Genomic DNA, 23619 nt, shown 5'->3' on the forward strand with positions numbered 1-23619 from the left:
GATTACCCGTGGCAAAGTGCCGGGACAGAATGCGGATGATATCGAGACATGCGGGGGTGTTGTCGCACTGGCCATGGGCAAGCAAGGGGCGGGGGAGCTGAATTACTCCTCCGATATTGACCTGATCTGTTTGTTTGATGAGACCCGCTTTGACGGGGCGGATCAGATGGAGGCGCGCGCCGCCTATATCCGTGCAACCCGCCGCGCGATGGCGTCCTTGTCGGATTTGACGGGCGAGGGGTATGTTTTTCGCACGGATTTGCGTCTGCGTCCCGACCCCAGTGTCACACCCGTTTGTTTCGCGATGGATGCCGCCGAGCGGTATTACGAAAGCGTGGGGCGCACATGGGAGCGCGCCGCCTTTATCAAGGCCCGCGCCGCATCCGGCGACATTGCGGCAGGCACGCGGTTCTTGGAGCATTTGACACCCTTCGTTTGGCGCAAGCATCTTGATTTCCACGCCATTCAGGAAACCCACGATATGCGGTTGAAAATTCGACAGCATAAGGGGCTTGGCGGTGCGTTTGCCCTTGAGGGTCACAACATGAAGCTGGGGCTGGGCGGTATCCGCGAGATCGAGTTTTTTGCCCAAACCCGTCAGTTGATCGCGGGTGGGCGCGACCCTGACTTGCGGATGCGTGGCACGGTTGAGGCGCTTGGGGCATTGGCGCAAAAGGGATGGGTCGAGGCGGATGTGGCGCGCACGCTGACCGACGACTACACGGCCCACCGCGAAGTGGAACACAGGTTGCAAATGCTGCGCGACCAGCAAACCCATAGCTTACCTGTCACGCCGCTCGAATTTGACCGGCTGGCCGCGTTGATGGGGGCGGATACGGATGCTATGCGCGCTGATATTGCACAGCGTTGTGAGCGGGTGCATGCGCTCACCGAAGAGTTCTTTGCACCCTCCGACACTGTGCAAGCGCCAGAGTTGCCGCACGAATTGCGCGAGATCACGGCGCGGTGGTCAACCTATCCCTCCTTGCGCTCCGAGCGCGCCCAAGAGATTTTTGACCGTCTGAAGCCCGACCTTTTGGCACGGGTGCAAAAGCTTGACCGCCCCGTCGAGGCGCTCACCCATTTTGACGGGTTTCTCAAGCAATTGCCCGCAGGGGTACAGGTGTTCTCGTTGTTTGAGGCCAATCCGCCACTGGTGGATCTGTTTCTCGATATCGTGTCGGTGGCCCCGCATCTGGCACAGTATCTCTCACGCAATGCGGATGTGTTGGACGCTGTTATCGGGGGGGATTTCTTTGCGCCTTGGCCCGAGCCGTCCGCATTGGAGGCTGATTTGGCGCGCCAATTGGCGCGTATAGACGACTACGAAAACCAACTGAACGCCTCGCGCCGTTGGGCCAAGGAATGGCATTTTCGCATTGGTGTGCATCAGTTGCGTGGACTGATCACCGCGGATGAGGCAGGTGGGCAATATGCGGCATTAGCGCGTGCATCTGTGGCCGTTTTATATCCCTGTGTGGTGGCCGAATTCGCACGCAAACACGGTGAGGCGCCGGGGCGTGGCGCGATGGTTTTGGGCATGGGCTCGCTCGGCGCGGGACGTCTGACGGCGGCCTCCGATTTGGATATGATCGTGATCTATGATGCCGCTGGAGTTGAGGCCTCCGAGGGTCGGCGTCCTTTGCAATCAAGGACGTATTACGCGCGCTTCACCCAAGCTTTGATCACCGCGATTACTGCACAAACCTCTGAGGGGCGGCTGTACGAGGTGGATATGCGGTTGCGCCCATCGGGCAAACAAGGGCCGGTTGCGACCTCCCTTGATGCGTTCAAAAGCTACCAAGAGACCCAAGCGTGGGTGTGGGAGCATCTGGCCTTGACCCGCGCCACACCTGTGGCGGGCGAGGCCGCGTTGATGGCGGATGTGGAGGCGTTTCGCACCACCTTATTGTCTCGGCCTAAAGCGGAGATGGACATACGCCGCGACACCCAAGATATGCGCCGCCGCCTCACCGAGGCAAAACCAGGCGCGACATGGGATCCTAAAAACGGTCGCGGTCGGATGATGGACATCGAACTGGTCGCAGAGACAGCCGCTCTTTTGTCGGGAACGCCCGCACAAAACATCTATGCGCAACTCGGTGCAGGGGCTGATTTGGGATGGTTGACACACAGCGAGGCTATGGCGTTGAGCGCGGCCTACCGCATGACGTGGCAGTTGCAATCGGCGGCGCGGCTTTTGACGGGTGGGATGCTTGATCCGGATGCTGTGGGCGAGGGCGGGCGCGCGTTCCTGTGTCGCTCCAATGCCGTTGAGACGATGGATGATTTGGCGCGCGAGGTTGCCACAACCTGTGAAGCGGCCGCACAGATGCTTGATACGATCCTTGCGCGTGCTGCCCCTTGCCCACCCGCGTAGCGCGTACTATCTGCGCTAAGGTGCATGTAAGTTTTGTGTGCCACCCTCATAGAAAGTGCCCGCATGTCTGAGCGTCTTGATGTTGACCCTGATCTTGATCCCGGTGGATTGATCCGTGAATCCTACCGGATTGAGGGGTTGGGCCTGTCCGAGGCACGGTCGATATTTCTCGACTGGGCCATCAAGCTCGATCCGAAGCTTGAGCCATCCATTGCCATTCGTCGCCTGTTGGCAGTCTACGGCGGGCGCGGCATGGCGGATCATCCGATGACGCTTGTCTTGACGGATGGATTGGGCAAGCTGCATGGCCCACACGGGCGGCGTGGCGGCTCTCGCGCGCGGCGCGGTGTCTAACATCAGCATATAAAAACGGGCGCTGATAACAGCGCCCGTTTTGTGTCGATAGGTCCGATATAGATTAGCGCGACAGGCTTGCGGCCTCGCGGGCCAGTTCCTCAATCGCTTTCCAATCGCCTTTGACGACCAGATCGTTTGGGGCCACCCAAGAGCCGCCCACGCATAGCGTGTTGGACAAGCTAAGGTAATCATTGGCGTTCTTCAGTGAAATGCCGCCCGTTGGGCAAAACTTCATCTGTGGCAGTGGTCCACCGATGGCTTTGAGCGCAGGTGCGCCGCCATTGGCCTCGGCGGGAAAGAACTTGGCAACGGTATATCCGCGCTCAAGCAGTTTCATGACATCAGACGCCGTGGAGGTGCCCGCCAAAAGCGGCAGGTCTTGCGCCTCGCACGCGTCCAGTAGCATGTCTGTGACACCTGGGGAGACGCCAAACTTAGCGCCCGCAGCAATCGCGGCGGTGACATCGGCGGGGGTCAGCAACGTGCCTGCACCCACAACGCCGCCCTCAACCTTTGCCATCTCGCGGATCACGTCAAGCGCGCAGGGCGTGCGCAATGTGACCTCAAGAGCGGGCAGGCCACCGGCGACAAGCGCCTCGGCAAGCGGGCGGGCATGTGCCACATCGTTGACCACGAGAACGGGAACAACGGGGGCGAGCGCACAAACTTCGGCGGCTTTCAGACTGGCGTCCTGCGGGGTCATGGCGGATCCTTTCGCGCAAATGGGGAACTGTTAGCCCTAACAACCCCAAAGGGGCGTCTGGGTCAAGGGGGCACGATCACGGCTCACGCAGGCATCGGCCCGTCTGTGAGCGCGGTGAGCGCGCCATAATGCCCCGCATCATCGATCCATGTCAGATGGGTCTGGGGGCCAAGGCGCGCGGCAAGATCACGCGCCATATCCGGTGGTGTCCATGTGTCTTTGGTGCCCTGAATGAGTGCAACGGGGATATGCGCGGGCAGGGTGGTTGGGGTCCATGCACAGGCATAATGGCGCAGGGCGCGCACATAGGCGTGCAAATGGGTGGCAAACATCCGCGCGTAGCCACCGACAATATGTATACGCAGAGCAGGCATAGCGATCAGGGCGCGTTCAGTGCTATGTGCTGATTTGAACACTGTGCGCAGGAATAGATCGGGGGCAAAGCGCAGCGACGTCATCTGTGCGACAGCCAAGAGGGTCAGGCGTGTTCGTGAGCGGCGCGCCGCGCGAAAGACGGGCGCGCCCGCCATTTGATCGGCAAACGCGCCGTCCGCCCATGGACCTGCGGGGGAAATGAGCGTGACACGGGAAACACGCGTGGGATGGCGGGCCGCAAGTGTTAAAACGGCCATCGCCCCAAGGGAGAAACCGATCAAATGAACAGGGTCGCGGTCCTGTGTGAGCCGCTCGAATTGTGCGCAAATGGCAGTCTCGAACGGCGCATCTGTGTGCAATGCGGCCAGCCAATCCACCGCCTCGGTCGGGGCGGTGGTTGACAAGAGCGTACGATCAGACGGCGCACCGGGCAATCCGTGGTAAAACAGGATCGGTGAGGGTGCACAGGGCGTTGTCACAGGATGGAGGCCGCGCCTTCGGTGGCGTTGCCCGCGTTCTGGCGGAAGATGTCGAACAACTCGCGGCCAATGCCAAATGCATTTGCGGACAGATCGGCAGTCGCGGGCTCGCGAGCATCAAACCCCTCTTCGAGCACTTCGAGCGTGCCGGCCACGGCATCGACGCGCACCATGTCGCCGTCACGGATTTTGGCAATCGCGCCGCCTGCGAGAGCCTCGGGTGAGACGTGGATACAAGCGGGGACTTTGCCCGATGCACCCGACATGCGCCCGTCAGTGACAAGTGCAATTTTCAACCCGCGATCTTGCAACACGGCTAGCGTGGGCGTGAGCGAGTGCAGCTCGGGCATCCCGTTGGCACGTGGCCCTTGGAACCGGACAACCACAACCGTGTCCTCGGTAAATTCCCCCGCTTGGAAGGCGGGTTTGACATCGCGCTGATCATGGAACACGCGGGCTTTCGCCTCGACGATGCGCCGCTCTGGCGCCACGGCGGAGACTTTCATCACGCCACGCCCGATGTTGCCTTTCAACTCTTTTAGGCCGCCCGTTGTCTGGAACGCATCCGCGACAGGGCGCAGGATTTTGTCGTTCAGGCTAACCGTGGTGCCCTCTTCGAATACAATCTCGCCGTTCTTGAGTTTCGGCTCTTTGGTATACAGGCCAAGCCCGTCACCGGCGATGGTTTTGACATCCTCATGCAAGAGACCTGCGCCCAGCAATTCGCCGATCATATAGCCCAGCCCGCCCGCAGCGTGGAAATGGTTCACATCGGCCAATCCGTTTGGATAGACCTTGGCCATCAGCGGGGTGACTTCGGAAATATCGGAGAAATCTTGCAGATCAAGGATGATCCCCGCCGCACGCGCCATGGCGGGCAGGTGCAACACAAGGTTGGTGGAGCCGCCCGTGGCCATCAGGCCAACAAGCCCGTTCACAAAGGCTTTCTCATCCAGAATGTGACCCGCAGGGCGGAAATCATTGCCAAGAGCGGTGATCTCCATCGCGCGTTTGGCGGCCGCTTTGGTCAGCGCATCGCGCAAATCCGTCTCTGGGTTCACAAAGGACGCCCCCGGCAGGTGCAGACCCATGATCTCCATCAGCATCTGGTTGGTGTTGGCGGTGCCGTAAAAGGTGCAGGTGCCGATGCCGTGATACGAGGCCATTTCGGCCTCCATCAACTTGTCGCGGCCCACTTCGCCCGTGGCGAATTGTTGACGGACCTTGGCCTTTTCATCGTTTGGCAGACCCGAGGCCATTGGACCCGCAGGCACGAAGACCGATGGGATATGGCCAAACGTGGCGGCGGCCATCACCAACCCCGGTACGATCTTGTCGCAGACCCCAAGGTACAAGGCGGCGTCAAAACAATTGTGTGATAGGCCGACAGAGGCCGCGAGTGCAATCGTGTCGCGCGAGAATAGCGACAACTCCATGCCCGGCTGTCCTTGGGTGACGCCATCACACATCGCGGGTACGCCGCCCGCAACTTGCGCTGTTCCGCCGCTTTCGCGTGCCGCAGCGCGGATCAGGTCGGGATAGCTCTCAAACGGTTTATGTGCCGATAGCATGTCGTTGTAGGCGGTGATGATGCCAAGGTTGGGCGCGCGTCCGCCCGCCAGTGACGCTTTGTCCTCGCCCATTGCTGCGTAGGCGTGTGCTTGGTTGCCGCAGGTGAGATGCGCACGCACGGGGCCGTCTTCTGCCGCTTGTGTCATCCGAGCGAGGTAGGTCTCGCGGGTGGGGCGGGAGCGGTCGATGATGCGTTGAGTGACGGCGGCGATGGTAGCATTGAGCGACATGTCTGGGCCTTTATGTTGCTTTTAAAACGGTTGCGCAGCGAAATCGGGGTTGGTTCAGCGCAGAACAGGAGTTCGCGCATATTTCTCCCCGTTCCGTCTATATATGATATGTTAGCGCTAAACCATAACTTGTTAGCGCTAACTACATCATTTGGTCGGTGATGTCCATTCCTATGACTGCGACAGTTGCGCACCGTTCAATCGGGTTTTGAAAAGGGCGCGTGAGGCCGCGTGCGCTCTATGAATATGCCGCGCCGCAGAAAGAGTGTTGCGTTTTTGTAAAGAGCGATGCTGCAGGTGCATAGCGGGCATTCGTAACTGTCACTGGTTGTGTCAGAACGTGTGACCTATGTTGAATTCAACGGACAGACGGCGGGACGCCAAAGCAGACAACGCAACGATGCCCCACCCGATGCCAACATGAAACCAACGGACCAAAAGGATTACACCGATGGAAAATACCAAATACGTCTCTCTCGCTGACATCGAACAAAAAGCACACGCTCTGCGCGCCGAAGCTGCACGCAACATGGGCAAAGCAATCGCAACATGGGTGCGCGCACGTTTCGCCGCAAAAGCGACTGTTAACGGCAAACTGGCCTAATTCGGACAGTTATTCTGTCGAAACATAGCCAAACGGGGCGACTGCCCCTTTCGGACGTCGATAGACAAAGATAAGAGGGACGCATGACGCATCCCTCTTCTTCTTTTTCCACCATTCGTCTCAAGCCCAAATCAAACGCACGTGCGATCCGCCACGGCGCGCCTTGGGTGTATGACAACGAACTGGTGATGGACCGCCGCACGAAATCAATTCCCGCAGGCAGCATTGCGCGCCTCGAGGATGAAGAACGCCGGTTTCTTGCCCTTGTGGCCGTAAATCCGAATTCGCGCATTGTGGCGCGGGTTCTTGACCGTGACCCTGACGCGGTGATTGATCAAACGTGGTTCGAAGCCCGCCTGAGCGTGGCGCTTGCCCACCGTCAGACGATGTTTGATCAACCGTTCTACCGTTTGGTCCATGCCGAGGCCGATGGCCTGCCGGGTGTAGTGATCGACCGCTTTGGTGACACGGCAGTGGTTCAACCCAACGCCGCATGGGCCGATGTGATGATCGAGCCGTTGTGCGCGGCCCTTGCCAAAGTGGCGGGCCTGCGCACGGTGGTGATGAACGGCACAGGTCGGGCGCGTTCCCTTGAGGGGCTTGAGGAAAAGACCGATATTCTCATGGGCAGTGTCGACGCCGCAATTCCGGTGTTGATGAACGGGGCCACTTACATGGCCGATATCATGGGCGGTCAAAAGACAGGCCTGTTCTACGACCAGCGCCCGAACCAAGCGTTCACACAGCGTCTGGTCAACGGCAAGCGCGTTTTGGACGTGTTCTCGCATGTGGGTGGTTTTGCCTTGGCGTCGCTTGCGAGCGGTGCCGCGCAAGCCGTCTCGGTTGATAGTTCTGCATCTGCATTGGCCTTGGCTGAGCAGGGTGCGGATGCGATGGGCGCGTCCGATCGGTTTGTCACCCGCAAAGGCGATGCCTTTGACGTTATGGCGGCCCTGCGCGAAGAGGGTGAGCTGTTTGACGTGGTGATCTGTGATCCCCCCGCGTTTGCGCCGTCCAAGAATACCGTTGAAAAAGGTCTGCGGGCCTATGAGCGCGTCGCGCGGATGGCTGCACCTTTGGTCAAAGAGGGCGGATATCTTGGTCTGTGCTCGTGTTCACATGCGGCTGATCTCGATACGTTTCGCGGCGCATGTAACCGTGGCATCGGTCGCGCAGCGCGCTCTGCACAACTGATCCATACCGGGTTTGCCGGTGCCGATCATCCGTTGATGCCGCAACTGGCCGAAAGTGGCTACCTCAAGGCGTTGTTCTACCGGCTGATGCCGTGAAAGTTCTACTCGACGCTTGTGTGCTTTACCCAACGGTGATGCGCGAAGTGTTGTTATCGGTTGCGGCCAAAGGGCATTTTACCCCCCTTTGGTCGGACCGCATTCTCGAAGAGTGGGCGCGTGCTGCCCGCAAAATTGGCCCCACGGGCGAAGCGCAAGCGCGCGGCGAAGTGGCGCTTGTCCGCGCCGCGTGGCCCGCATCCTCTGTCTCGCAATATGAGGGATTGGAGCGCGGTCTTTATCTGAGCGACGAAAACGACATTCACGTTTTAGCCGCAGCCATTAAGGGCAGTGCGGACATTCTGTTGACCATGAATGCCAAAGATTTCCCCCGACATGTCCTTGCCGAAGAGGGCGTAGAGCGCCGCGATCCGGACGGATTTTTGTGGGAAATCTGGAGCCACCACCCCGAGGATGTGGCGCAGGCTGTCGAGCAAGTGCGCCAAACGGCGGAGCGTCTTTCGGGTCAACCGTGGGACATGCGTGCTTTGCTCAAAAAGGCGCGTTTGCCAAAACTAGGCAAGGCGCTAACCGCCTAGACGCCCCATTTGGCCTCATTCGCTTCTATTGCTTTGATGCGGTCTTCTGATTTGGGGTGGCTTGTGAACCATGCGGGCGTTTTGGAACCACCCGCCCCCGTCAGGGTGCTCAGTTTCACAAACAGAGACTTTTGTGGCGCGGTGCCAAATCCGGCTTTGACCATCAATGCGGAGGCATAGGCGTCCGCCTCATATTCATCTTGGCGCGATAGGCGCGCGGCCAACAGGGATCCGATAGCATTGGCGATATACGTGCCTATTCCGGGTAAAAACCGTCCCAAAACCATAGCCAACGCGGTGCGGATCGCATTTTGACCCGAAAAGTCGATCATGCGGCGGCGTGAATGGCCCAAGGCGACATGGCCCAACTCATGGGCAATCACAGAGGCCATTTCCTCGGCTGTGATTTCGCCCTGACGGAATTTTTGATAGAACCCGCGCGTAATGAACACCCGCCCATCAGGCGCTGCCAACCCGTTGACGGGTTCGATGTCATAAAGATGCACCTTGACCTTTGGCAGATCGAGCGCCGTTGCCAAACGTGCAAACACGGGGCGCAATTGAGCGTCCGCCAGTTCGGCGGATTTCTCGTTTAACTCGCGCGTGGTGCGCCAGACCGAAAACCGGTACATGACGAGCGCATACACAACGGCCAAAAGGATGGGCGTGAACTTCAACATAGGCTGAATATGGGGGCGCGGGGGCGCTGTGAAAAGGGGTGATTTAGCCGCGCTTGTTTTTTTGCGCCTTTAGCACACCCTTGGCCCAGAAAAGCGCAACTGCGGCAACAACGGTTGCCACCAGCAGACCGATCACATCCGACATCAACGTGCTGACTTCGGTGATATTGCTCGCAAAGACATACCCGGTCCAGACGTAGACGTTCACCCAAATCAGTTCACCCATAATGTCCGCCACGGTAAAGCGGATCCATGGCAAACGCGCGGCTCCCGCGGCAATGTTCACGTAGGGGCCAAGTGGGGCTACCGCCCATGTCGAGAAAAACACACCAACACCGCCACGTTTTTCAACCAACGCCTCAGCGCGGGCAATCACCGCTTTGCGTGCGGGGGAGCGCGCGCTCAAACGCGCCAGAACCCGCGCGCCGCCTGTCCGTCCGATACAGAACCCCGTTTGATCGCCCATAACAGCGCCAAAAAACGTGGCCGCAATAAGAGGTGCAAGGTCCAGATCACCAGATGCGGCCAAAGCACCCGCAGCCAACATCATCAACGAGGTCGGGATCGGGATCAACAGACACGACAAGAACGAGGAGAGCATGACGCCCCAAATGCCATAGGCGATGACGGCATCAAATATGCTATCGGTCATGCGCCGCCCCGTCTGTGCGGGCGGCATGAAAACCGTCGACTGCACTGCGCGCAGCGTCCAAAAGCGTGGTGACCGGAACGCCACGGTAGTCGGCAATTTCATCGAGGTTCATAGGCCCTGCAGGGGGCGGCACGGGCGCGTCCACGGCTTCCAGAATGATCCCACGCGGGACTTTGAACGCATGGGAAATGAATCCGGGGGTCATCCACGCCTCGATCTCTTTTTCGTGGTGGTCACTATTGCCCCACAACAGCATGGCAACACTCAAGCGGATCACAAAAAACAACGCCAATACGGACGCTGCGAAAACCGCGGCGGTGGCAAGGGGCGCTGCGGCCCAAAGACGTTTGATATGTGCAATCATGATTTTGGCTATCTCATATAATGCTGACGTGAGCGGGGCGGTGGTGCATCGCAGTAAATGCTATTTCCCGAGCATTTTAAACCCGCGTTCTAGTCCCTCAAGGGTCATCGGCACCATGCGGCCCTCAAAAATATTACGGATCATGGTGATGGACTGTGTGTAGCCCCAGTGATGTTCGGGGACGGGGTTGAGCCACAGATGGTCGGGCCATGTCTCGCGTGCACGCTCTAGCCATGTGGCACCGGATTCGTCGTTCCAGTGTTCGTTTGCGCCACCGCGCATGGCGATCTCGTAAGGGCTCATTGAGGCGTCCCCGACAAAGATCACTTTGTAGTCTTTTCCGAAGGTATTGAACACTTCGCGGGTGGGGATTTGCGCCTCCCACCGCCGTGCATTGTCGCGCCACACCCCCTCATACAGGCAGTTGTGAAAGTAGTAGTATTCGAGGTGCTTGAACTCTGTGCGGGCGGCTGAAAACAGCTCCTCGACGATTTTTATGTGCCCGTCCATGGAGCCGCCAACATCAAAGAACATAAGCACTTTGACCGCATTGCGCCGCTCGGGGCGGGTTTTGACGTCGAGGTATCCGTGTTCTGCGGTGGCGCGGATTGTGCCATCAAGGTCCAATTCCTCATGTGCTCCGTCACGCGCCCATTTGCGCAGACGTTTCATCGCCACTTTGATGTTGCGGGTGCCCAGCTCTACGGTGTCATCGAGATTTTTAAAGTCACGCTTGTCCCAGACTTTGACCGCGCGGCCATGGCGTGAGCGGTCTTGGCCGATGCGCACGCCCTCGGGGTTGGACCCGTAGGCTCCAAACGGCGATGTGCCGCCGGTGCCGATCCATTTGCTGCCGCCCTCATGCCGCCCGCTTTGCTCATTGAGGCGCTGCTTGAGGGTCTCCATGAGTTTGTCGAACCCGCCCAAGCGCTCGATCTCGTCAAGCTCTTCGGGTGACAGAAACTTTTCGGCCTCACGGCGCAACCAGTCCTCAGGGAGATCAAGCGCACTTAGGACGTCACGCGAGCTTAGCTCTTCAAGTCCCTCAAAAGAATATGAAAAAGCGCGATCAAATTTGTCGAGATTGCGCTCGTCCTTGACCATGGTGGCGCGGGCGAAATAGTAAAATCCGTCAAGATCATACGTGACAAGTCCCGCCTGCATGCCCTCAAGAAACGCAAGGTATTCGCGTAAGCTCACAGGGATGCCTTCGCGCCGCAAGCACTCGAAAAACGGCAGGAACATTGCGCGTTGCTCTAGATAAAGCGGTCGACGATGACGGTTATAATTATGCCCGCAACGGCAAAGGCCAGAAAATACGCCGCCCCATATTGCAGTTTGTCCATACGGTCGCCTTCGCGTTTGGTGGCGCTGCGCCACCCGAGAATGGCACCGATGATGGAAAGAACGATTACGATCATATCTGGCTCCTTATTGAGCGGGGTTTGTTCATCGCGCCAAAGTACATGCGCGTGTGAGTGTCATGTTATCTGGCGAGGGCCTGAATGTCTGCGATGTGCGCATTCACGTCACGATCTGATCCGAACCCATAACGCGCCCATCCCAAACTGTCGAGCCGCACGGCGCGCGCTTCGCCCGCTCTGCCCATGCGTGAAAGTAGCTCGGCCTTGGTCAGCATCAAGGATGACAGCAGAGCGGCGTTTTGAGCGCGGGTTGCGGTGGCGATGGCGGGGTCAAGCTGTGCGAGCGCGGTTGGATAGTCACCCCGAACAAGGTCGACGGCGGCCAGTTGCAAGGTCGCATGTGCGGCGGCAATATCCGTGAGCGACGTGCCTGCAAAGAGACTGCGCGCTTGCGCCAATGCGGTGCGCGCCGCCGTGGTATCTTGTCCTTGTTGCAGGCGACCAAACAGGTAGTAGGACAGCCCTGCGCGGGTATCACGCCACCCACGATTTTGCGCGATGAGCATGGCGCGTGCGGCTGCGGTGCGCCGCGATGATAGCGCGCCGCCGTCCATTGCACGGGTAATATGGGTCATCCAGTCGCCAGGCGTGTCATCCAAGCGGGCCAGTCCGCCACCGCGCCCCGAGGGGTTGAGGCGGTCGAGCAAGGGCGTGATCAGGGCGGCAACCTGTGCGCGCGTCAATCCCGAGCGCAGTTCAGGCGCATAGGTGGCCCGCAGCATCAACATGTCAAAGCCCGTGAGAACGGAATGAAAGTTGTCATCGTTGAACACGCTGTCGGGCAGGCGGAACAGGTCGTTGAGCGGGCCGAGCGCTTGGGCCAGCTCCTCGTGGAGGCAGTCGCGGACCTCTTGTGGTGCGCCGCCAGTAGGGATGAAGATCGCGGCACGGGTGCGGGTGGTCACGGTGGTCCAACTCACGTGACGGGCCGTGCGAAACTCGGCCCAACTCGAGACATTGGGGGCGGCGATGCACGCGGTGTTCGGCGCACGTCTGCGAAATGCCGTGGCAGGGACCAGTTCGATCGTGATCGCAGCGGGTGATGTGCGACCAACCAATGTGATGCCAAGGCCCGCTTCGCGTTTGAGGCGCTCAAGCAAGTCGCCTAAATCGGCGTTTAGGGACGGGGGGACTTGCGCGCCGGTGACACGGATCGACAGTGGCCCCTCAAACCGTGAGAACACCGGCAGCGTGGCACCGGTTTCCAAGCGAAAGGACAGGTCCATGAAATCTTGGGCCATTTGGACATTTGAGCGGGTGGGTGCTGTCACAGGCGCGGTGTTGAAACGTTTCATCGGCGGCAAATCCGAACGAACGGCGCTTACCTGTAGCGGGGTGCTCACGGCTTGATCGCGCTGGGGGCGCATCTCTGGTGCACCACAGCCCACAAGGATCAGAGCCATAAGGCCCGCGCCAATTGCACGGTAGGCCTTATGGGGATGGGGCGTGAGTGTGGACGTTAGGGACATGCTCGGCCTCGTTGGGGAGTTGCGGCAGCGTTGAGGGAGTGTAGAAACCTGCAGGGGCAAATGCCAGCAGGTTCAAGACGCCAAATGCTGCATCCTTAGGCCAAAACCGCGAGGGACACCAAAGACAGCACAGAGGTCCAGATAATCACTGGCGCAATCGCATCGGTGCGAATGCCGTGCAGCATGGCGAGTGAAAACGCCATCGCCCCCGATGGACCTGCAGCCCCAAGCACATAGAGCGTGTGCCATTGACCCGACTGTGTGGGAAAGACGCTCAGTGCGGCAAAGACCAAGGCGGGAAAACCTATCAGTTTGAGCGCCGATATGCCCGCCACCGTGGGCGAGGGAATAACGGAATGCCCCGATAGGATCACGCCAAGCGCGAATAATGTGAGGGGAGCCGCAGCCGGTCCCGCGAAATGCATTGCGGTGAGCAGCGGGGTGGGCACACCCATGCTCGAGACATTTACCGCGATCCCGATCGTGATGGCCAAAAGCACAGGATTGAGGGCCACGCGTTTGGCCGAGGCAATGGCAGACGTCCCACCCGCCATCACATCCGTTGTGATAATGAAAAACGCAAAGGAAAACGCGGTGTCCCATGCCACAATCGCCGTGATGGGTAGGGTCGCGCCACCCTCGCCATAGATCAACACCGATATGGGCAGGATATACAAAAGCGAGTTGACGAAAATCACCGTCATCCCCAGCAGCCACGCCTCGAGGTGGTCGCGTTTGAACACATGACGCGCGACAAGGTAGCCGATAATGAACAGCACCGCTTGGCATAGGGCATAGAGAGCCATGGTGCGCAGCTCGAATTGCGCAATAGACAGCGTGGCCATGAGCGGAAAGATCAACGCAGGTTGCAGCACGATAAAGGCGACACGATTGACCGTGCGCGCCTCGTCAAAGCTGACCTTACCCAGACGCCCCAACACAAACCCGAGAGCCAACATTGAGAACACGGGTAGAATGTCGTGAGTGAGAACATGAAGCATCAGGTCGCCCGCGCATATGTGATGAAAGAGGTCTTGGTGCCAATGCGGCCCGATCGGGCGCGAGTGGTGTGGTTGATGTCTTGGGTCATTTGGTAGACGTGTCGCGCGCCCGTGTCATCCACTGCGCCGTGGGAAATTGCGATCAAGGGCTGTGCAGATCACCTTTGACCCCGCGCGATAAACGCAAGACGCTCAAACAGAGCCACATCCTGTTCGTTCTTGAGCAGCGCGCCGTGCAGTTTGGGCAGCGCATTCACCCCGTCACGTTTGAGATCTTCGGGGGTGAGATCCTCGGCCAACAACAGTTTGAGCCAATCGAGCACTTCGGAGGTCGATGGCTTTTTCTTAAGCCCTTGGGTGTCGCGGATCTCATAGAACTGGGTAAGGGCGGTGGCCAACAGGCGTTCTTTGATCTGGGGGAAATGCACATCGACGATCTGGCGCATCACGCCCTCGTCAGGAAAGCGGATGTAGTGAAAGAAACAGCGGCGCAAAAACGCATCTGGTAATTCTTTTTCGTTGTTGGAGGTGATGATAATCACGGGGCGATGTTTGGCGCGGACCATTTCGCCCGTCTCGTAGACGTGAAATTCCATCTTATCGAGTTCTTGTAACAGGTCGTTGGGAAACTCGATGTCGGCTTTGTCGATCTCATCGATCAGCAACACAACCCGCTCGTCACTCTCGAACGCATGCCATAGCTTGCCCTTGCGGATGTAGTTGGACACATCTTCAACCCGTGGATCGCCCAACTGGCTATCGCGCAGACGCGACACGGCATCATAATCATAAAGGCCCTGCTGGGCGCGGGTTGTCGACTTGATCGACCATTCGACCATCTGCATGCCAAGCGATTGGGCCACTTGTCGCGCCAGTTCGGTTTTGCCTGTTCCAGGCTCGCCCTTAACCAATAATGGGCGCTCAAGTGCAATCGCGGCGTTTACGGCAACGGTGAGGTCGGCAGGCGCAATATAGTGCGCAGTAGATGAGAATTTCATGGCAAAATATGGCCTTACGGATTTGATTTGAGGTCCAATTCGGCGTTCATCATACCAGTGCTATCTAAAGGTTCAATGGGAGGGACATCATGTAGTGACATCCTTAACAAAACAGAGTAGACGGGCGGCGATTAGGAGGCGGCGATATGACAAATCCATTTGATGAGACCGTCTCTGACGTTAAAGAGGTGAGTAAGATGAAGGCCGAACTTTTCCTGCCTGATGACTATCGTCCCGCTGAGGACGAACCATTTATGAATGACCGCCAACTCGAATACTTCCGCCGTAAGCTTGAAGCATGGCGTTTGGAGCTGCTTGATGACGGGCGTCACACGATCGAGGGTCTACAAGACGGCACACGCAATATCCCCGATGTTGCCGATCGCGCCTCCGAAGAGACTGACCGCGCTTTGGAGCTTCGCACCCGTGACCGTCAGCGCAAACTTGTGACCAAGATTGAGGCGGCGTTGCGCCGTATCGACGAGGGCGAGTTTGGCTATTGCGAAAAGACCGGAGAGCAAATCTCGCTCAAACGTCTGGATGCACGTCCCATTGCGACGATGACCCTTGAGGCGCAAGAACGCCACGAGCGCCGTGAAAAAGTGCACCGCGACACATAAGACCGGACGCGCGATGCCCGCCTATGATTTTGAGGTTCGCGGCAATTCGTCCAACTGACATTTACGTAAATATATGACAAACACCGGAGCTGAGCTTCGGTGTTTTTCGGTTGTGACGCGCGTGCATGCGTCTCGCCATGTCTGCCACTGCCACGCCCGTTCTCAAGGAGGCCCAAGGATGTTAATCGGTCAGAATATTGCGATCTTGGGCGCGGGTGTTGCTGGATTGGCCACTGCGCGGGCCTTAGCTTTGCGCGGGGCGCAAGTTACGGTCTACGAACAGGCTCCCGAAATCACGGAAGTGGGCGCAGGATTGCAAGTCACTCCCAATGGTGTGGCGGTTTTGCGCGGTTTGGGTCTTGATCCCGCTGCACATGCGATGCGTTCGACCGGTGTGCGGCTGATTGATGGATACATGGGGGCGCAAATCCTCCACCTTGATTTCGCCAAGCACAAACCAGATGCCGCGTTTTTGCTCTTCCACCGCGCGGATTTGATCGACCTGCTCCATCAGGGCGCGCGCGATGTCGATGTGCGTGTGATGGTGTCGCATGCCGTGACTGCCCTTCATGGCGACCGCGATGGGGTCACGGTTGAATTTGCCGATGGGACGACCGCCCGCCATAGTATTGTGATCGGCGCTGACGGGTTGCATTCGATCGTGCGCCCCATGCTCAACGGCCCAGCCAAGCCGTTTTTCACGGGTCAGACCGCGTGGCGCGCCACCGTACCCGCGTTGGGTGATGAGGATCCGGCGGCGATGGTGCATGTGGCGGCAGGGCGCCATGTGGTCAGCTATCCGCTTCGGGGTGGGACGATGATGAACATCGTTGCGGTTGAGGAACGCGCGGATTGGACTGACGAGGGGTGGCATCATACCGGTGATCCCGTCGAGATGATGACGCATTTTGCCAACTTTTGCCCCGGGATCAAAGCGCTGTTGTCGCGGGTTGAAACCGTGTCGCGCTGGGGGTTGTTTCGTCATCCCGTCGCGGCGCGGTGGCATTCGGATCGCACAGCATTGGTCGGAGATGCCGCGCACCCGACATTGCCGTTCTTGGCGCAGGGGGCCAATATGGCGCTTGAGGATGCATGGGTTTTGGCGGATTGTTTAGGGAAGCTACCGCTTGAGCAGGCCCTTCCTGCCTATCAGGCGCGCCGTCGCACACGGGTTATCAAAGTTATCGAGGCGGCCAATGCCAATGCCCGCAATTACCACCTAAAGGGGGCGGCGCGCATGATCGGCCACACGGGGCTACGGGTTGCAGGGCGTATCGCTGGCAAGGCAATGGTGGATAAGTTCGCGTGGCTCTATGACCACGATGTGACTGTCGGCTAAGCGGCTCCAGACGCAAAAAGAAGGCCGAGCGGCCTTCTTTTCTCAATGTCATCACTGGATTTCGCGGTGTGTTTTAGGCGTCTTGCAGTGCGGAGACGATGCCCGCAAAATCCGCAGCTTTCAAAGACGCGCCCCCCACAAGAGCGCCGTCGACGTTGGACGTTGCGAAAATCTCCGCCGCATTCGATGGTTTAACCGACCCACCATAGAGCAGCGGGATCGCCTCCGCGCCCGTCCCGAATCGCGCGATAAGCGTGGCACGCATGTCGTTGTGAACCTCGGCGATTTGATCCAGTGTCGGCACTTTGCCCGTGCCAATTGCCCAAACCGGTTCATAGGCAATCACGAGTTTATCAAGATCGCACGCATCGGGCAGGGAGCCCGCCAACTGGTGGCGGATCACGTCCAATGTCTCGCCCGCCTCCCGTTGGGCCAAGGTTTCGCCAACACACACAACCGGAGCCAGTCCCGCCATAACGGCCGCCAGAGTTTTCTCGGCCACAGTGTGATCTGTTTCACCGTGATCTGCGCGCCGTTCGGAATGGCCAAGGATCACATAGTCTGCACCCGCGTCGACCAATGCCGCCGCCGAAATGTCGCCGGTATGGGCGCCTGATGGTTTTGCGTGGCAGTCTTGCCCGCCTATGCGCACTTTGCTGCCTTTGAGGATATCAGCCATAGGGGCGATCAAGGTGGCGGGTGGGCACAGTAAAACACCAACGGATGGCGTGGGGAACATATCCGCAAGCGCACGGGCCTCAGCCAATGAGGCCCGTAGCCCGTTCATTTTCCAGTTTCCTGCGGCCAGTTTACGTGCCATGTCGCGTTCCTTTTCATTGGTTTGTCGCATCATTGCAGTCGTAGCCGGACAGTCAAGCCTACACGGTTTAGTGGTCTGAAATGTTAGGGCCTATGGGCGAAATTTAGAGCGCATCGAGCGCTTTGCGCCCCCAGATACATGCGGCGTCAGGATCATCCAGCGCACGATCGGGCAGGGTCCAGTAATGCATGCCTCGCCCGTCTTCCATGGTGAATTTCTCAGCGCCTTCGGCAGCCATTTCGGCGGCGAGGGCGTCTTTGGCTTTGATGAACACGCGGCCATCAGCGGACAGGATCGCAAAGATTTGCCCGTCACAATAGATCGACGCGCCGCCCATCATCTTGCGTTTGGTGATCCCACCAAGCGGGGCGAACAGTTCAAGCGCAAAGGCCAACTCTTCGTCCGTGATCGCCATTATTTTAGGGACAACGCAGAGATGTTTTCATCGAACTTGATGCTTTCGCCGCACCCGCAGGCATCCACTACATTGGGATTACGGAATTTAAAGCCGCTTTCCAAAAGGGATACTTCGTAGTCAATCTCGGTGCCGAACAAAAACATCTGTGCCATGGGCGCAATCATCACCCGAGCGCCAGCTTGTTCGACGATCTCATCGAGCGGGTCGATATCGGACACATAGTCCATGGTGTATTCCATGCCCGCACAGCCGCCCTTTTTGACGCCAATGCGCAACCCTTTGGAGCCGTCTTTCTCCATCAGTTTTGCGATTTGCATGGCGGCCTTGTCAGTTATGCTGACCGCTTGCTTTCCGGGAATGCCAAACATGTATCTCTCCTTCGCCTTTAACTTAGGGTGTCGGGCGGATGATCTCAAGCGGGGCAACGCCCCGCAAGACGGATTACATAAAGCCTAATTCCAACCGTGCCTCGTCGGACATCATTTCCATGCCCCACGGCGGCTCCCATGTCAGGTCCACTTCGACGTGTTTGACACCTGCCACCGGCTCAATCGCATCGACCAGCCATCCGGGCATTTCACCGGCCACGGGACAGCCCGCGGCGGTGAGGGTCATAATCACGCTGACCTCGTTTTCGTCATTGATCTCAATCGTATAGACGAGACCAAGGTCATAGATGTTCACGGGAATTTCAGGGTCATACACCGTGCGGCAGGCCTCGACTATGGCCTCATGCAGCGGGTGATCCGTGCTTGAGGGTTTGATCAGGGGGGTGCCTTCGACGGGGTTGTCACTGTCGGTCATATCTACTGCTTTCGCGTTATTCCTGAGCAAAGATATAGGTTTTTAGGCGGCCGAGGTCCAGAGGCGCTGGTGCATTCCTTTGGACCTTTTGGACGCAGCGTGTTTTATCACGCAGCGTCCGTTATTTTTCACTGTGTTTTTCGCGCCTTACGGGCCGGTACAGGGCGTACACGTTTTTCGATTGTATCGTAAAGCAGGCCTGCGATGTTCTTGCCCGTTGTCCTTTCCGCGCCCTCAAGACCAGGGGAAGAGTTCACTTCGAGCACCTTTGGCCCGTCATCGGCGCGCAGTAAATCAACGCCCGCAAGACGCAGGCCAAAGGCCTTGGCGGAGCGCACGGCGGCCTCGCGCTCGGCTTTGCTGATCTTGGCAATCGTCGCGGTGCCGCCCAAGTGTAGGTTTGAGCGAAAATCACCACCCGACGAGGTGCGTTTGATCGCGGCCACGACTTTGCCGTCGACGACGACACAGCGGATATCCTCACCGGAGGCTTCTTTGACAAAATGCTGCACGAGGAAGTTGGCCTTGAGCCCGCGAAACGCGGAGATCACCGATTGCGCGGCTTTCTTTGTCTCGGCCAGAACGACACCGCGCCCTTGTGTGCTTTCCAACAATTTAACGATTAGCGGTGCTTGACCGGCCAAGGCAATCAGGTTGTCGGTGTCTTTGGGGGAGGCGGCAAAGGCGGTTGTCGGCATGCCAATGCGGTAGCGCGCAAGCACCTGATGCGCCTGTAATTTGTCGCGCGATTGGGTGATGCCACTGGAGCCGTTGACGCAAAACGTCCCGATGGTTTCAAACTGGCGAATGACGGCGGTGCCATAGGAGGTCACGGACGCGCCAATGCGCGGGATCACGGCGTCATAGCGGGGCAGGCGCGCCCCGTCATAGTAAATCTCGGGGGCCATCGCGTTGATCGCCATGTAACACCGTGTGGTGTCGATCACTTCGACTACGTGGCCGCGTGTTTCGCCCTCTTGAACAAGGCGGCGGGTGGAATAGCTGTCGGGTTCGCGCGACAGCACCGCAATACGAAGCGCGCGCGCCGTGCCTGTGTCGCGAATGGCCGACGAGAAATACACGCTATTGTCGAGTTGTGGCTGACAAAAGCTCTCGGACGGGGTCACAACCATCTGCTCGGTGATTGCCTGACGGCCAAGCAACATCCGGTAGGCCATGTTGATGCGGTTTGTGAGCGTGACTTCGATGGGCCAAATGGTGTCACCCATCTGAATGTCTGCCGCGATGACATAACGCAACTCGGTCTCGCCATTCGACGATGTGACTTCGCGGCGATCCACAACATCGGCGGAGCACGAAATGGTGATATCCTCGCGGCCAGGCACGGGATGCACGTTAACGCGGACTTTGGGAGCAGAGGCATGACCAAACGGCTCAATGTCAAAGGCATGTAGCGCAGATGTGCGCGCGCCTGTGTCAACTTTAACCTTGAGAGCGGGCAGGCCAAGATCGGGCAGGCTTGCCCATTCTTCCCAGCCCAAAGCAAAGGGAGCTTTGTCCGTCATATCCGTGTCTTTCCATTTGCGAGAAGCCAAGCCGCCCCATTTTCACCTTTGAAGGATTCTGACAAGAGTTTTGTGTCCTTTGTGTGAAGATCTCCAAAGAGAACGCAAGCACCCCTCTGGCCCACGGGGCAATTTGGCGGTATTGCACGGCGCATGACACAAAGATTCTCATTCTCCCTCGCCGCCACAGATGGCAAAGCCCGCACGGGCGTTATTTCCACGCCGCGCGGTGACATTCGCACGCCCGCCTTTATGCCCGTGGGCACGGCCGCAACGGTTAAGGCGATGATGCCCGAAAGCGTGGCGGCCACGGGGGCCGACATCTTGCTTGGCAATACCTACCACCTCATGCTGCGCCCGACGGCGGAACGCATTGACCGGCTGGGCGGGCTGCACAAGTTCATGAACTGGGACAAACCGATCCTCACCGACAGCGGCGGGTTTCAGGTGATGAGCCTCGCCGAACTGCGCAAGCTGACCGAAAAGGGCGTGACGTTCCGCTCCCATATCGACGGCTCCAAGCACGAATTGACGCCCGAGCGGTCGATGGAAATCCAGCGCTTGCTTGGCTCCGACATTGTGATGGCGTTCGACGAATGCCCCGCATTGCCTGCGGATCGCGCGCGGATCACCGAAAGCATGCGCCTGTCGATGCGGTGGGCCGAGCGGTCGCGCGAGGCCTTTGGTGATCGTCCGGGCCATGCGCTATTCGGCATTCAGCAAGGCGGTTTGGAACAAGATCTGCGCGGTGAGAGCGCCGAGGCTCTGACCAAGATCGGGTTCGAGGGCTACGCCATCGGCGGTTTGGCCGTCGGCGAGGGACAAGAGGCGATGTTCGATTGTCTGGACTACGCGCCTGATCAATTGCCACAAGACAAGCCGCGCTATTTGATGGGCGTGGGCAAACCCGACGACATCGTGGGCGCGGTCAAACGCGGCGTCGACATGATGGATTGCGTGTTGCCATCGCGCTCTGGTCGAACGGGTCAGGCATTCACGCGCCGTGGTGTGGTCAATATCAAAAACGCCCGTCACGCCGATGATCCGCGCCCTCTGGACGAGGCGTGCACCTGTCCGGCGTGCTCCAAATATTCGCGCGCCTACCTGCACCATGTGTTCCGCGCAGGCGAGATGATTTCGGGGATGCTGTTGACCTGGCACAACCTGCATTATTACCAAGAGATCATGCAAGGGATGCGCGATGCCATTGCGGCGGGCACGTTTGCGGCGTGGGAAAAACAGTTCCACGACACCCGCGCACTTGGCGATATCGAACCTGTTTAGAGCGACCTGTCGCCAAACGGGCGGCGTTGTTTGATCCAGTCGAGCACGTTGTAGACCCACGGACGCGGGCGAATACGGTATCTGCGGCGCTTGGCTATCGCACGTGGCATCTCGGTGTGCGCAGGCAACGGGTCAATCGGTGTCGGGACGGATGGAAGGGCCGATGCACTTGCCTCAAGCAACGCCTCCAATTGTGCCTGATTGACGCCGGCGGGCGGGGTCCATACCTCTTGGTCCAGCGCGGTGCGCCACGCCTGTGTGTCAGGGCTATACCCGCGCGCGGCGGCAAATGACGCGGACAGATCAATCCATTGGTTCAGCAGGGCCAAACGGGCCTCGGGTGCAATGGCGCTCAGTGTCGGATCGCCATCAGGAGCGGTTGCGAAGTATCCGCGCAAGGTGCGTTTTCGGGTGTGAATATCGCCTTGTAACATGTTGACTAAGCGTAGAAAATCAGTGCTTTCACGGCTGAAACTGGTGTAGCGGGGGGCTGCTTGCGCGGGGCATTCCGTCACGGGATCAATGGGTAATTCGGCAAGTGCGCAAAACGCGGGCCATATCCCGATACCGCTGCTCGCGGCGTCGAAATCGCCTAGGCGAACCGCCCGTCCGGTTGCCGCCTCAAACGGGGCAAGTTGTGCGGGAAGATCGCAAAGGGCGGCCCCGAAGTCGACGAGAAATTCGGCGTAACTGCGCGCCCCCATGGCCCGCCCGCCCGCCACCCATTCGCGGTAAAACGATTCCGCATAGCGTGTGGGGTCGCGTTGAAAGGCCACCACATCCACGGTGCCAAAGCCGCGAAAGCGCTGCATGAGCGCGTCTATCATGGCCGTGCGCTCATGTGCCGTGGGCATGCTCATATTCTCGCATGATATAACAACTGTATGTGTTTTGGCGTTGCGAATTTCGTCCCACAACGCGTCCCAAACGCGCTCATCGCCGCTGCGTACAGCCGCCAATAGTCCTTGATGACCGGGCATCGCGCCTTGGCGCATGTCATCGTGATCGTCTGTCACCAGTCCTGTTTTCGGGACTAAAATGCCGTGGGTTTTGAGTGTTGCGTGATGTGCAATCAACTGATGCTGAAGATAGGTCGATCCGGTTTTGTGTTGACCGATATGAATGACGAGGCGTTTGGCGGCAAACTTGGGCGCGACCGGAATAGGCGGCGCGGAGGGGGGGGCGCGCCGCGCAAGGATCTGCTGGGCTGCATTGAAATCGCCCGTGCGCAACGCGCTGTGCAGCTCGAAGAAGTCGACGCGCCGTATGTGTCCACGCTTTGTGCGCATCCCGACACGCGATGTGCGGCGCACCATGGCATCGTCAAACACCGAATTGCCAAAGCTGTCATCCCCCAAAAGGGCGGTGATCCGCGCCCCCAACGCAACATAGGCCTCATCAGCGAGCGGATCGGCCAGCGCAGCGATAATGTCCATATCCCAAATCAGTCGCGAGACGGTGTTGAACAGCTCGCGCTTTTCATACCGTTTGGGCAAGGTGCGCTCCGCGACGCGTGCGCGTATCAAAGCCATGCATTTCTCGATCAGCTGCACTTGGAGAGTATGGGTCTCGATCCCTTCCGAGGTGGTCGAAATCGATCCTGCGCGCCGCCGCCAAACCCGCACGGGCGCCCCCAAATACGCGATGGAGCGGGCGCGCGTGACGCAGGCGAGCACAAACAACCGATCCTCG

At 58.8% G+C, this 23619-nt stretch carries 25 protein-coding genes; 8 read left to right on the top strand and 17 right to left on the bottom strand.

Features of this window, described 5'->3' with window-relative positions; all coding sequences use genetic code 11:
• Positions 1 to 2380, top strand: a 2380-nt coding sequence (locus ACTG34_RS09660; protein WP_439104719.1) for a glutamine-synthetase adenylyltransferase, incomplete at its 5' end; no start/stop codon positions are given.
• Between the two features lie 63 nt (positions 2381 to 2443).
• Positions 2444 to 2734, top strand: a complete 291-nt coding sequence (locus tag ACTG34_RS09665) for a hypothetical protein (RefSeq protein WP_439104720.1) — start codon at positions 2444 to 2446, stop codon at positions 2732 to 2734.
• A gap of 64 nt (positions 2735 to 2798) precedes the next feature.
• Here the strand turns inward: ACTG34_RS09665 and eda are convergent, their stop codons facing one another.
• From eda to edd, 3 genes are all read right to left on the bottom strand, one after another.
• A complete protein-coding gene (gene eda, locus ACTG34_RS09670; RefSeq protein WP_439104721.1) occupies positions 2799 to 3440 on the bottom strand; it encodes a bifunctional 4-hydroxy-2-oxoglutarate aldolase/2-dehydro-3-deoxy-phosphogluconate aldolase in 642 nt (213 codons plus the stop codon).
• Between the two features lie 83 nt (positions 3441 to 3523).
• Positions 3524 to 4372: an alpha/beta fold hydrolase gene (locus ACTG34_RS09675; protein WP_439104738.1), complete on the bottom strand. Its 849-nt coding sequence runs from the start codon at positions 4370 to 4372 to the stop codon at positions 3524 to 3526.
• Positions 4291 to 6096: a phosphogluconate dehydratase gene (edd, locus tag ACTG34_RS09680; RefSeq protein WP_439104722.1), complete on the bottom strand. Its 1806-nt coding sequence runs from the start codon at positions 6094 to 6096 to the stop codon at positions 4291 to 4293. Before edd ends, ACTG34_RS09675 begins: the two co-directional genes overlap by 82 nt.
• 451 nt (positions 6097 to 6547) lie before the next feature.
• On the opposite strand from edd, the gene ACTG34_RS09685 reads away from it, so the two are divergent.
• From ACTG34_RS09685 to ACTG34_RS09695, 3 genes are all read left to right on the top strand, one after another.
• The gene (locus tag ACTG34_RS09685; RefSeq protein ID WP_439104723.1) at positions 6548 to 6700 is read left to right on the top strand and encodes an RSP_7527 family protein; all 153 of its coding nucleotides are present in this window, start codon (positions 6548 to 6550) and stop codon (positions 6698 to 6700) included.
• Positions 6701 to 6783: 83 nt separating this feature from the next.
• Complete coding sequence (locus ACTG34_RS09690) at positions 6784 to 7989, top strand: RSP_2647 family RNA methyltransferase (RefSeq protein ID WP_439104724.1); 1206 nt, start codon at positions 6784 to 6786, stop codon at positions 7987 to 7989.
• Positions 7986 to 8528 carry an RSP_2648 family PIN domain-containing protein gene (locus tag ACTG34_RS09695; protein ID WP_062219066.1) on the top strand — a complete coding sequence of 181 codons (543 nt, stop codon included), beginning with the start codon at positions 7986 to 7988 and terminating at the stop codon, positions 8526 to 8528. Before ACTG34_RS09690 ends, ACTG34_RS09695 begins: the two co-directional genes overlap by 4 nt.
• Here the strand turns inward: ACTG34_RS09695 and ACTG34_RS09700 are convergent.
• From ACTG34_RS09700 to ACTG34_RS09735, 8 genes are all read right to left on the bottom strand, one after another.
• A complete protein-coding gene (locus ACTG34_RS09700) occupies positions 8525 to 9208 on the bottom strand; it encodes a M48 family metallopeptidase (protein ID WP_439104725.1) in 684 nt (227 codons plus the stop codon). The genes ACTG34_RS09695 and ACTG34_RS09700 overlap by 4 nt on opposite strands.
• Before the next feature lie 43 nt (positions 9209 to 9251).
• Positions 9252 to 9860 carry a DedA family protein gene (locus ACTG34_RS09705; protein WP_439104726.1) on the bottom strand — a complete coding sequence of 203 codons (609 nt, stop codon included), beginning with the start codon at positions 9858 to 9860 and terminating at the stop codon, positions 9252 to 9254.
• Complete coding sequence (locus ACTG34_RS09710; RefSeq protein WP_439104727.1) at positions 9850 to 10224, bottom strand: hypothetical protein; 375 nt, start codon at positions 10222 to 10224, stop codon at positions 9850 to 9852. Before ACTG34_RS09710 ends, ACTG34_RS09705 begins: the two co-directional genes overlap by 11 nt.
• 60 nt (positions 10225 to 10284) lie before the next feature.
• Positions 10285 to 11469, bottom strand: coding sequence for a vWA domain-containing protein (locus ACTG34_RS09715; protein WP_439104728.1), 1185 nt, complete (start codon positions 11467 to 11469; stop codon positions 10285 to 10287).
• An 11-nt stretch (positions 11470 to 11480) separates the two neighbouring features.
• Positions 11481 to 11645, bottom strand: a complete 165-nt coding sequence (locus ACTG34_RS09720; RefSeq protein WP_439104729.1) for an apolipoprotein acyltransferase — start codon at positions 11643 to 11645, stop codon at positions 11481 to 11483.
• A gap of 65 nt (positions 11646 to 11710) precedes the next feature.
• Positions 11711 to 13117 carry a DUF2927 domain-containing protein gene (locus tag ACTG34_RS09725; protein ID WP_439104730.1) on the bottom strand — a complete coding sequence of 469 codons (1407 nt, stop codon included), beginning with the start codon at positions 13115 to 13117 and terminating at the stop codon, positions 11711 to 11713.
• A 95-nt stretch (positions 13118 to 13212) separates the two neighbouring features.
• Entirely contained in the window at positions 13213 to 14118 is a 906-nt protein-coding gene (locus ACTG34_RS09730) for an AEC family transporter (protein WP_439104731.1), read from the bottom strand.
• 158 nt (positions 14119 to 14276) lie between these two features.
• Positions 14277 to 15116, bottom strand: coding sequence for an AAA family ATPase (locus tag ACTG34_RS09735; RefSeq protein ID WP_439104732.1), 840 nt, complete (start codon positions 15114 to 15116; stop codon positions 14277 to 14279).
• A 197-nt stretch (positions 15117 to 15313) separates the two neighbouring features.
• On the opposite strand from ACTG34_RS09735, the gene dksA reads away from it, so the two are divergent.
• Together dksA and ACTG34_RS09745 are read left to right on the top strand one after the other, a co-directional pair.
• A complete protein-coding gene (dksA, locus tag ACTG34_RS09740) occupies positions 15314 to 15736 on the top strand; it encodes an RNA polymerase-binding protein DksA (protein ID WP_439104739.1) in 423 nt (140 codons plus the stop codon).
• Between the two features lie 178 nt (positions 15737 to 15914).
• On the top strand, positions 15915 to 17075 hold the full coding sequence (locus tag ACTG34_RS09745) for an FAD-dependent oxidoreductase (protein ID WP_439104733.1): 1161 nt from the start codon (positions 15915 to 15917) through the stop codon (positions 17073 to 17075).
• Between the two features lie 73 nt (positions 17076 to 17148).
• Here ACTG34_RS09745 and tpiA read toward each other — a convergent pair whose 3' ends face one another.
• From tpiA to rimK, 5 genes are all read right to left on the bottom strand, one after another.
• Positions 17149 to 17895 carry a triose-phosphate isomerase gene (gene tpiA / locus ACTG34_RS09750; RefSeq protein WP_439104734.1) on the bottom strand — a complete coding sequence of 249 codons (747 nt, stop codon included), beginning with the start codon at positions 17893 to 17895 and terminating at the stop codon, positions 17149 to 17151.
• Between the two features lie 103 nt (positions 17896 to 17998).
• Positions 17999 to 18310 (bottom strand): TfoX/Sxy family protein, encoded by a 312-nt coding sequence (locus tag ACTG34_RS09755; RefSeq protein WP_439104735.1) that lies wholly within the window; start codon positions 18308 to 18310, stop codon positions 17999 to 18001.
• A complete protein-coding gene (locus tag ACTG34_RS09760) occupies positions 18310 to 18681 on the bottom strand; it encodes a HesB/IscA family protein (protein ID WP_062219039.1) in 372 nt (123 codons plus the stop codon). Before ACTG34_RS09760 ends, ACTG34_RS09755 begins: the two co-directional genes overlap by 1 nt.
• 73 nt (positions 18682 to 18754) lie before the next feature.
• Complete coding sequence (locus ACTG34_RS09765; protein WP_062219037.1) at positions 18755 to 19117, bottom strand: SUF system Fe-S cluster assembly protein; 363 nt, start codon at positions 19115 to 19117, stop codon at positions 18755 to 18757.
• A 128-nt stretch (positions 19118 to 19245) separates the two neighbouring features.
• Complete coding sequence (rimK, locus tag ACTG34_RS09770) at positions 19246 to 20643, bottom strand: 30S ribosomal protein S6--L-glutamate ligase (RefSeq protein WP_439104736.1); 1398 nt, start codon at positions 20641 to 20643, stop codon at positions 19246 to 19248.
• A gap of 153 nt (positions 20644 to 20796) precedes the next feature.
• Here rimK and tgt point away from each other — a divergent pair, with 153 nt between their 5' ends.
• Complete coding sequence (gene tgt / locus ACTG34_RS09775) at positions 20797 to 21927, top strand: tRNA guanosine(34) transglycosylase Tgt (protein WP_062219031.1); 1131 nt, start codon at positions 20797 to 20799, stop codon at positions 21925 to 21927.
• Here the strand turns inward: tgt and ACTG34_RS09780 are convergent.
• Positions 21924 to 23619: hypothetical protein (locus ACTG34_RS09780; RefSeq protein WP_439104737.1), on the bottom strand; the 1696-nt coding region annotated here is incomplete at its 5' end. The genes tgt and ACTG34_RS09780 overlap by 4 nt on opposite strands.

The organism is Celeribacter marinus (assembly GCF_965656515.1).
GTDB lineage: Bacteria > Pseudomonadota > Alphaproteobacteria > Rhodobacterales > Rhodobacteraceae > Celeribacter > Celeribacter marinus_D.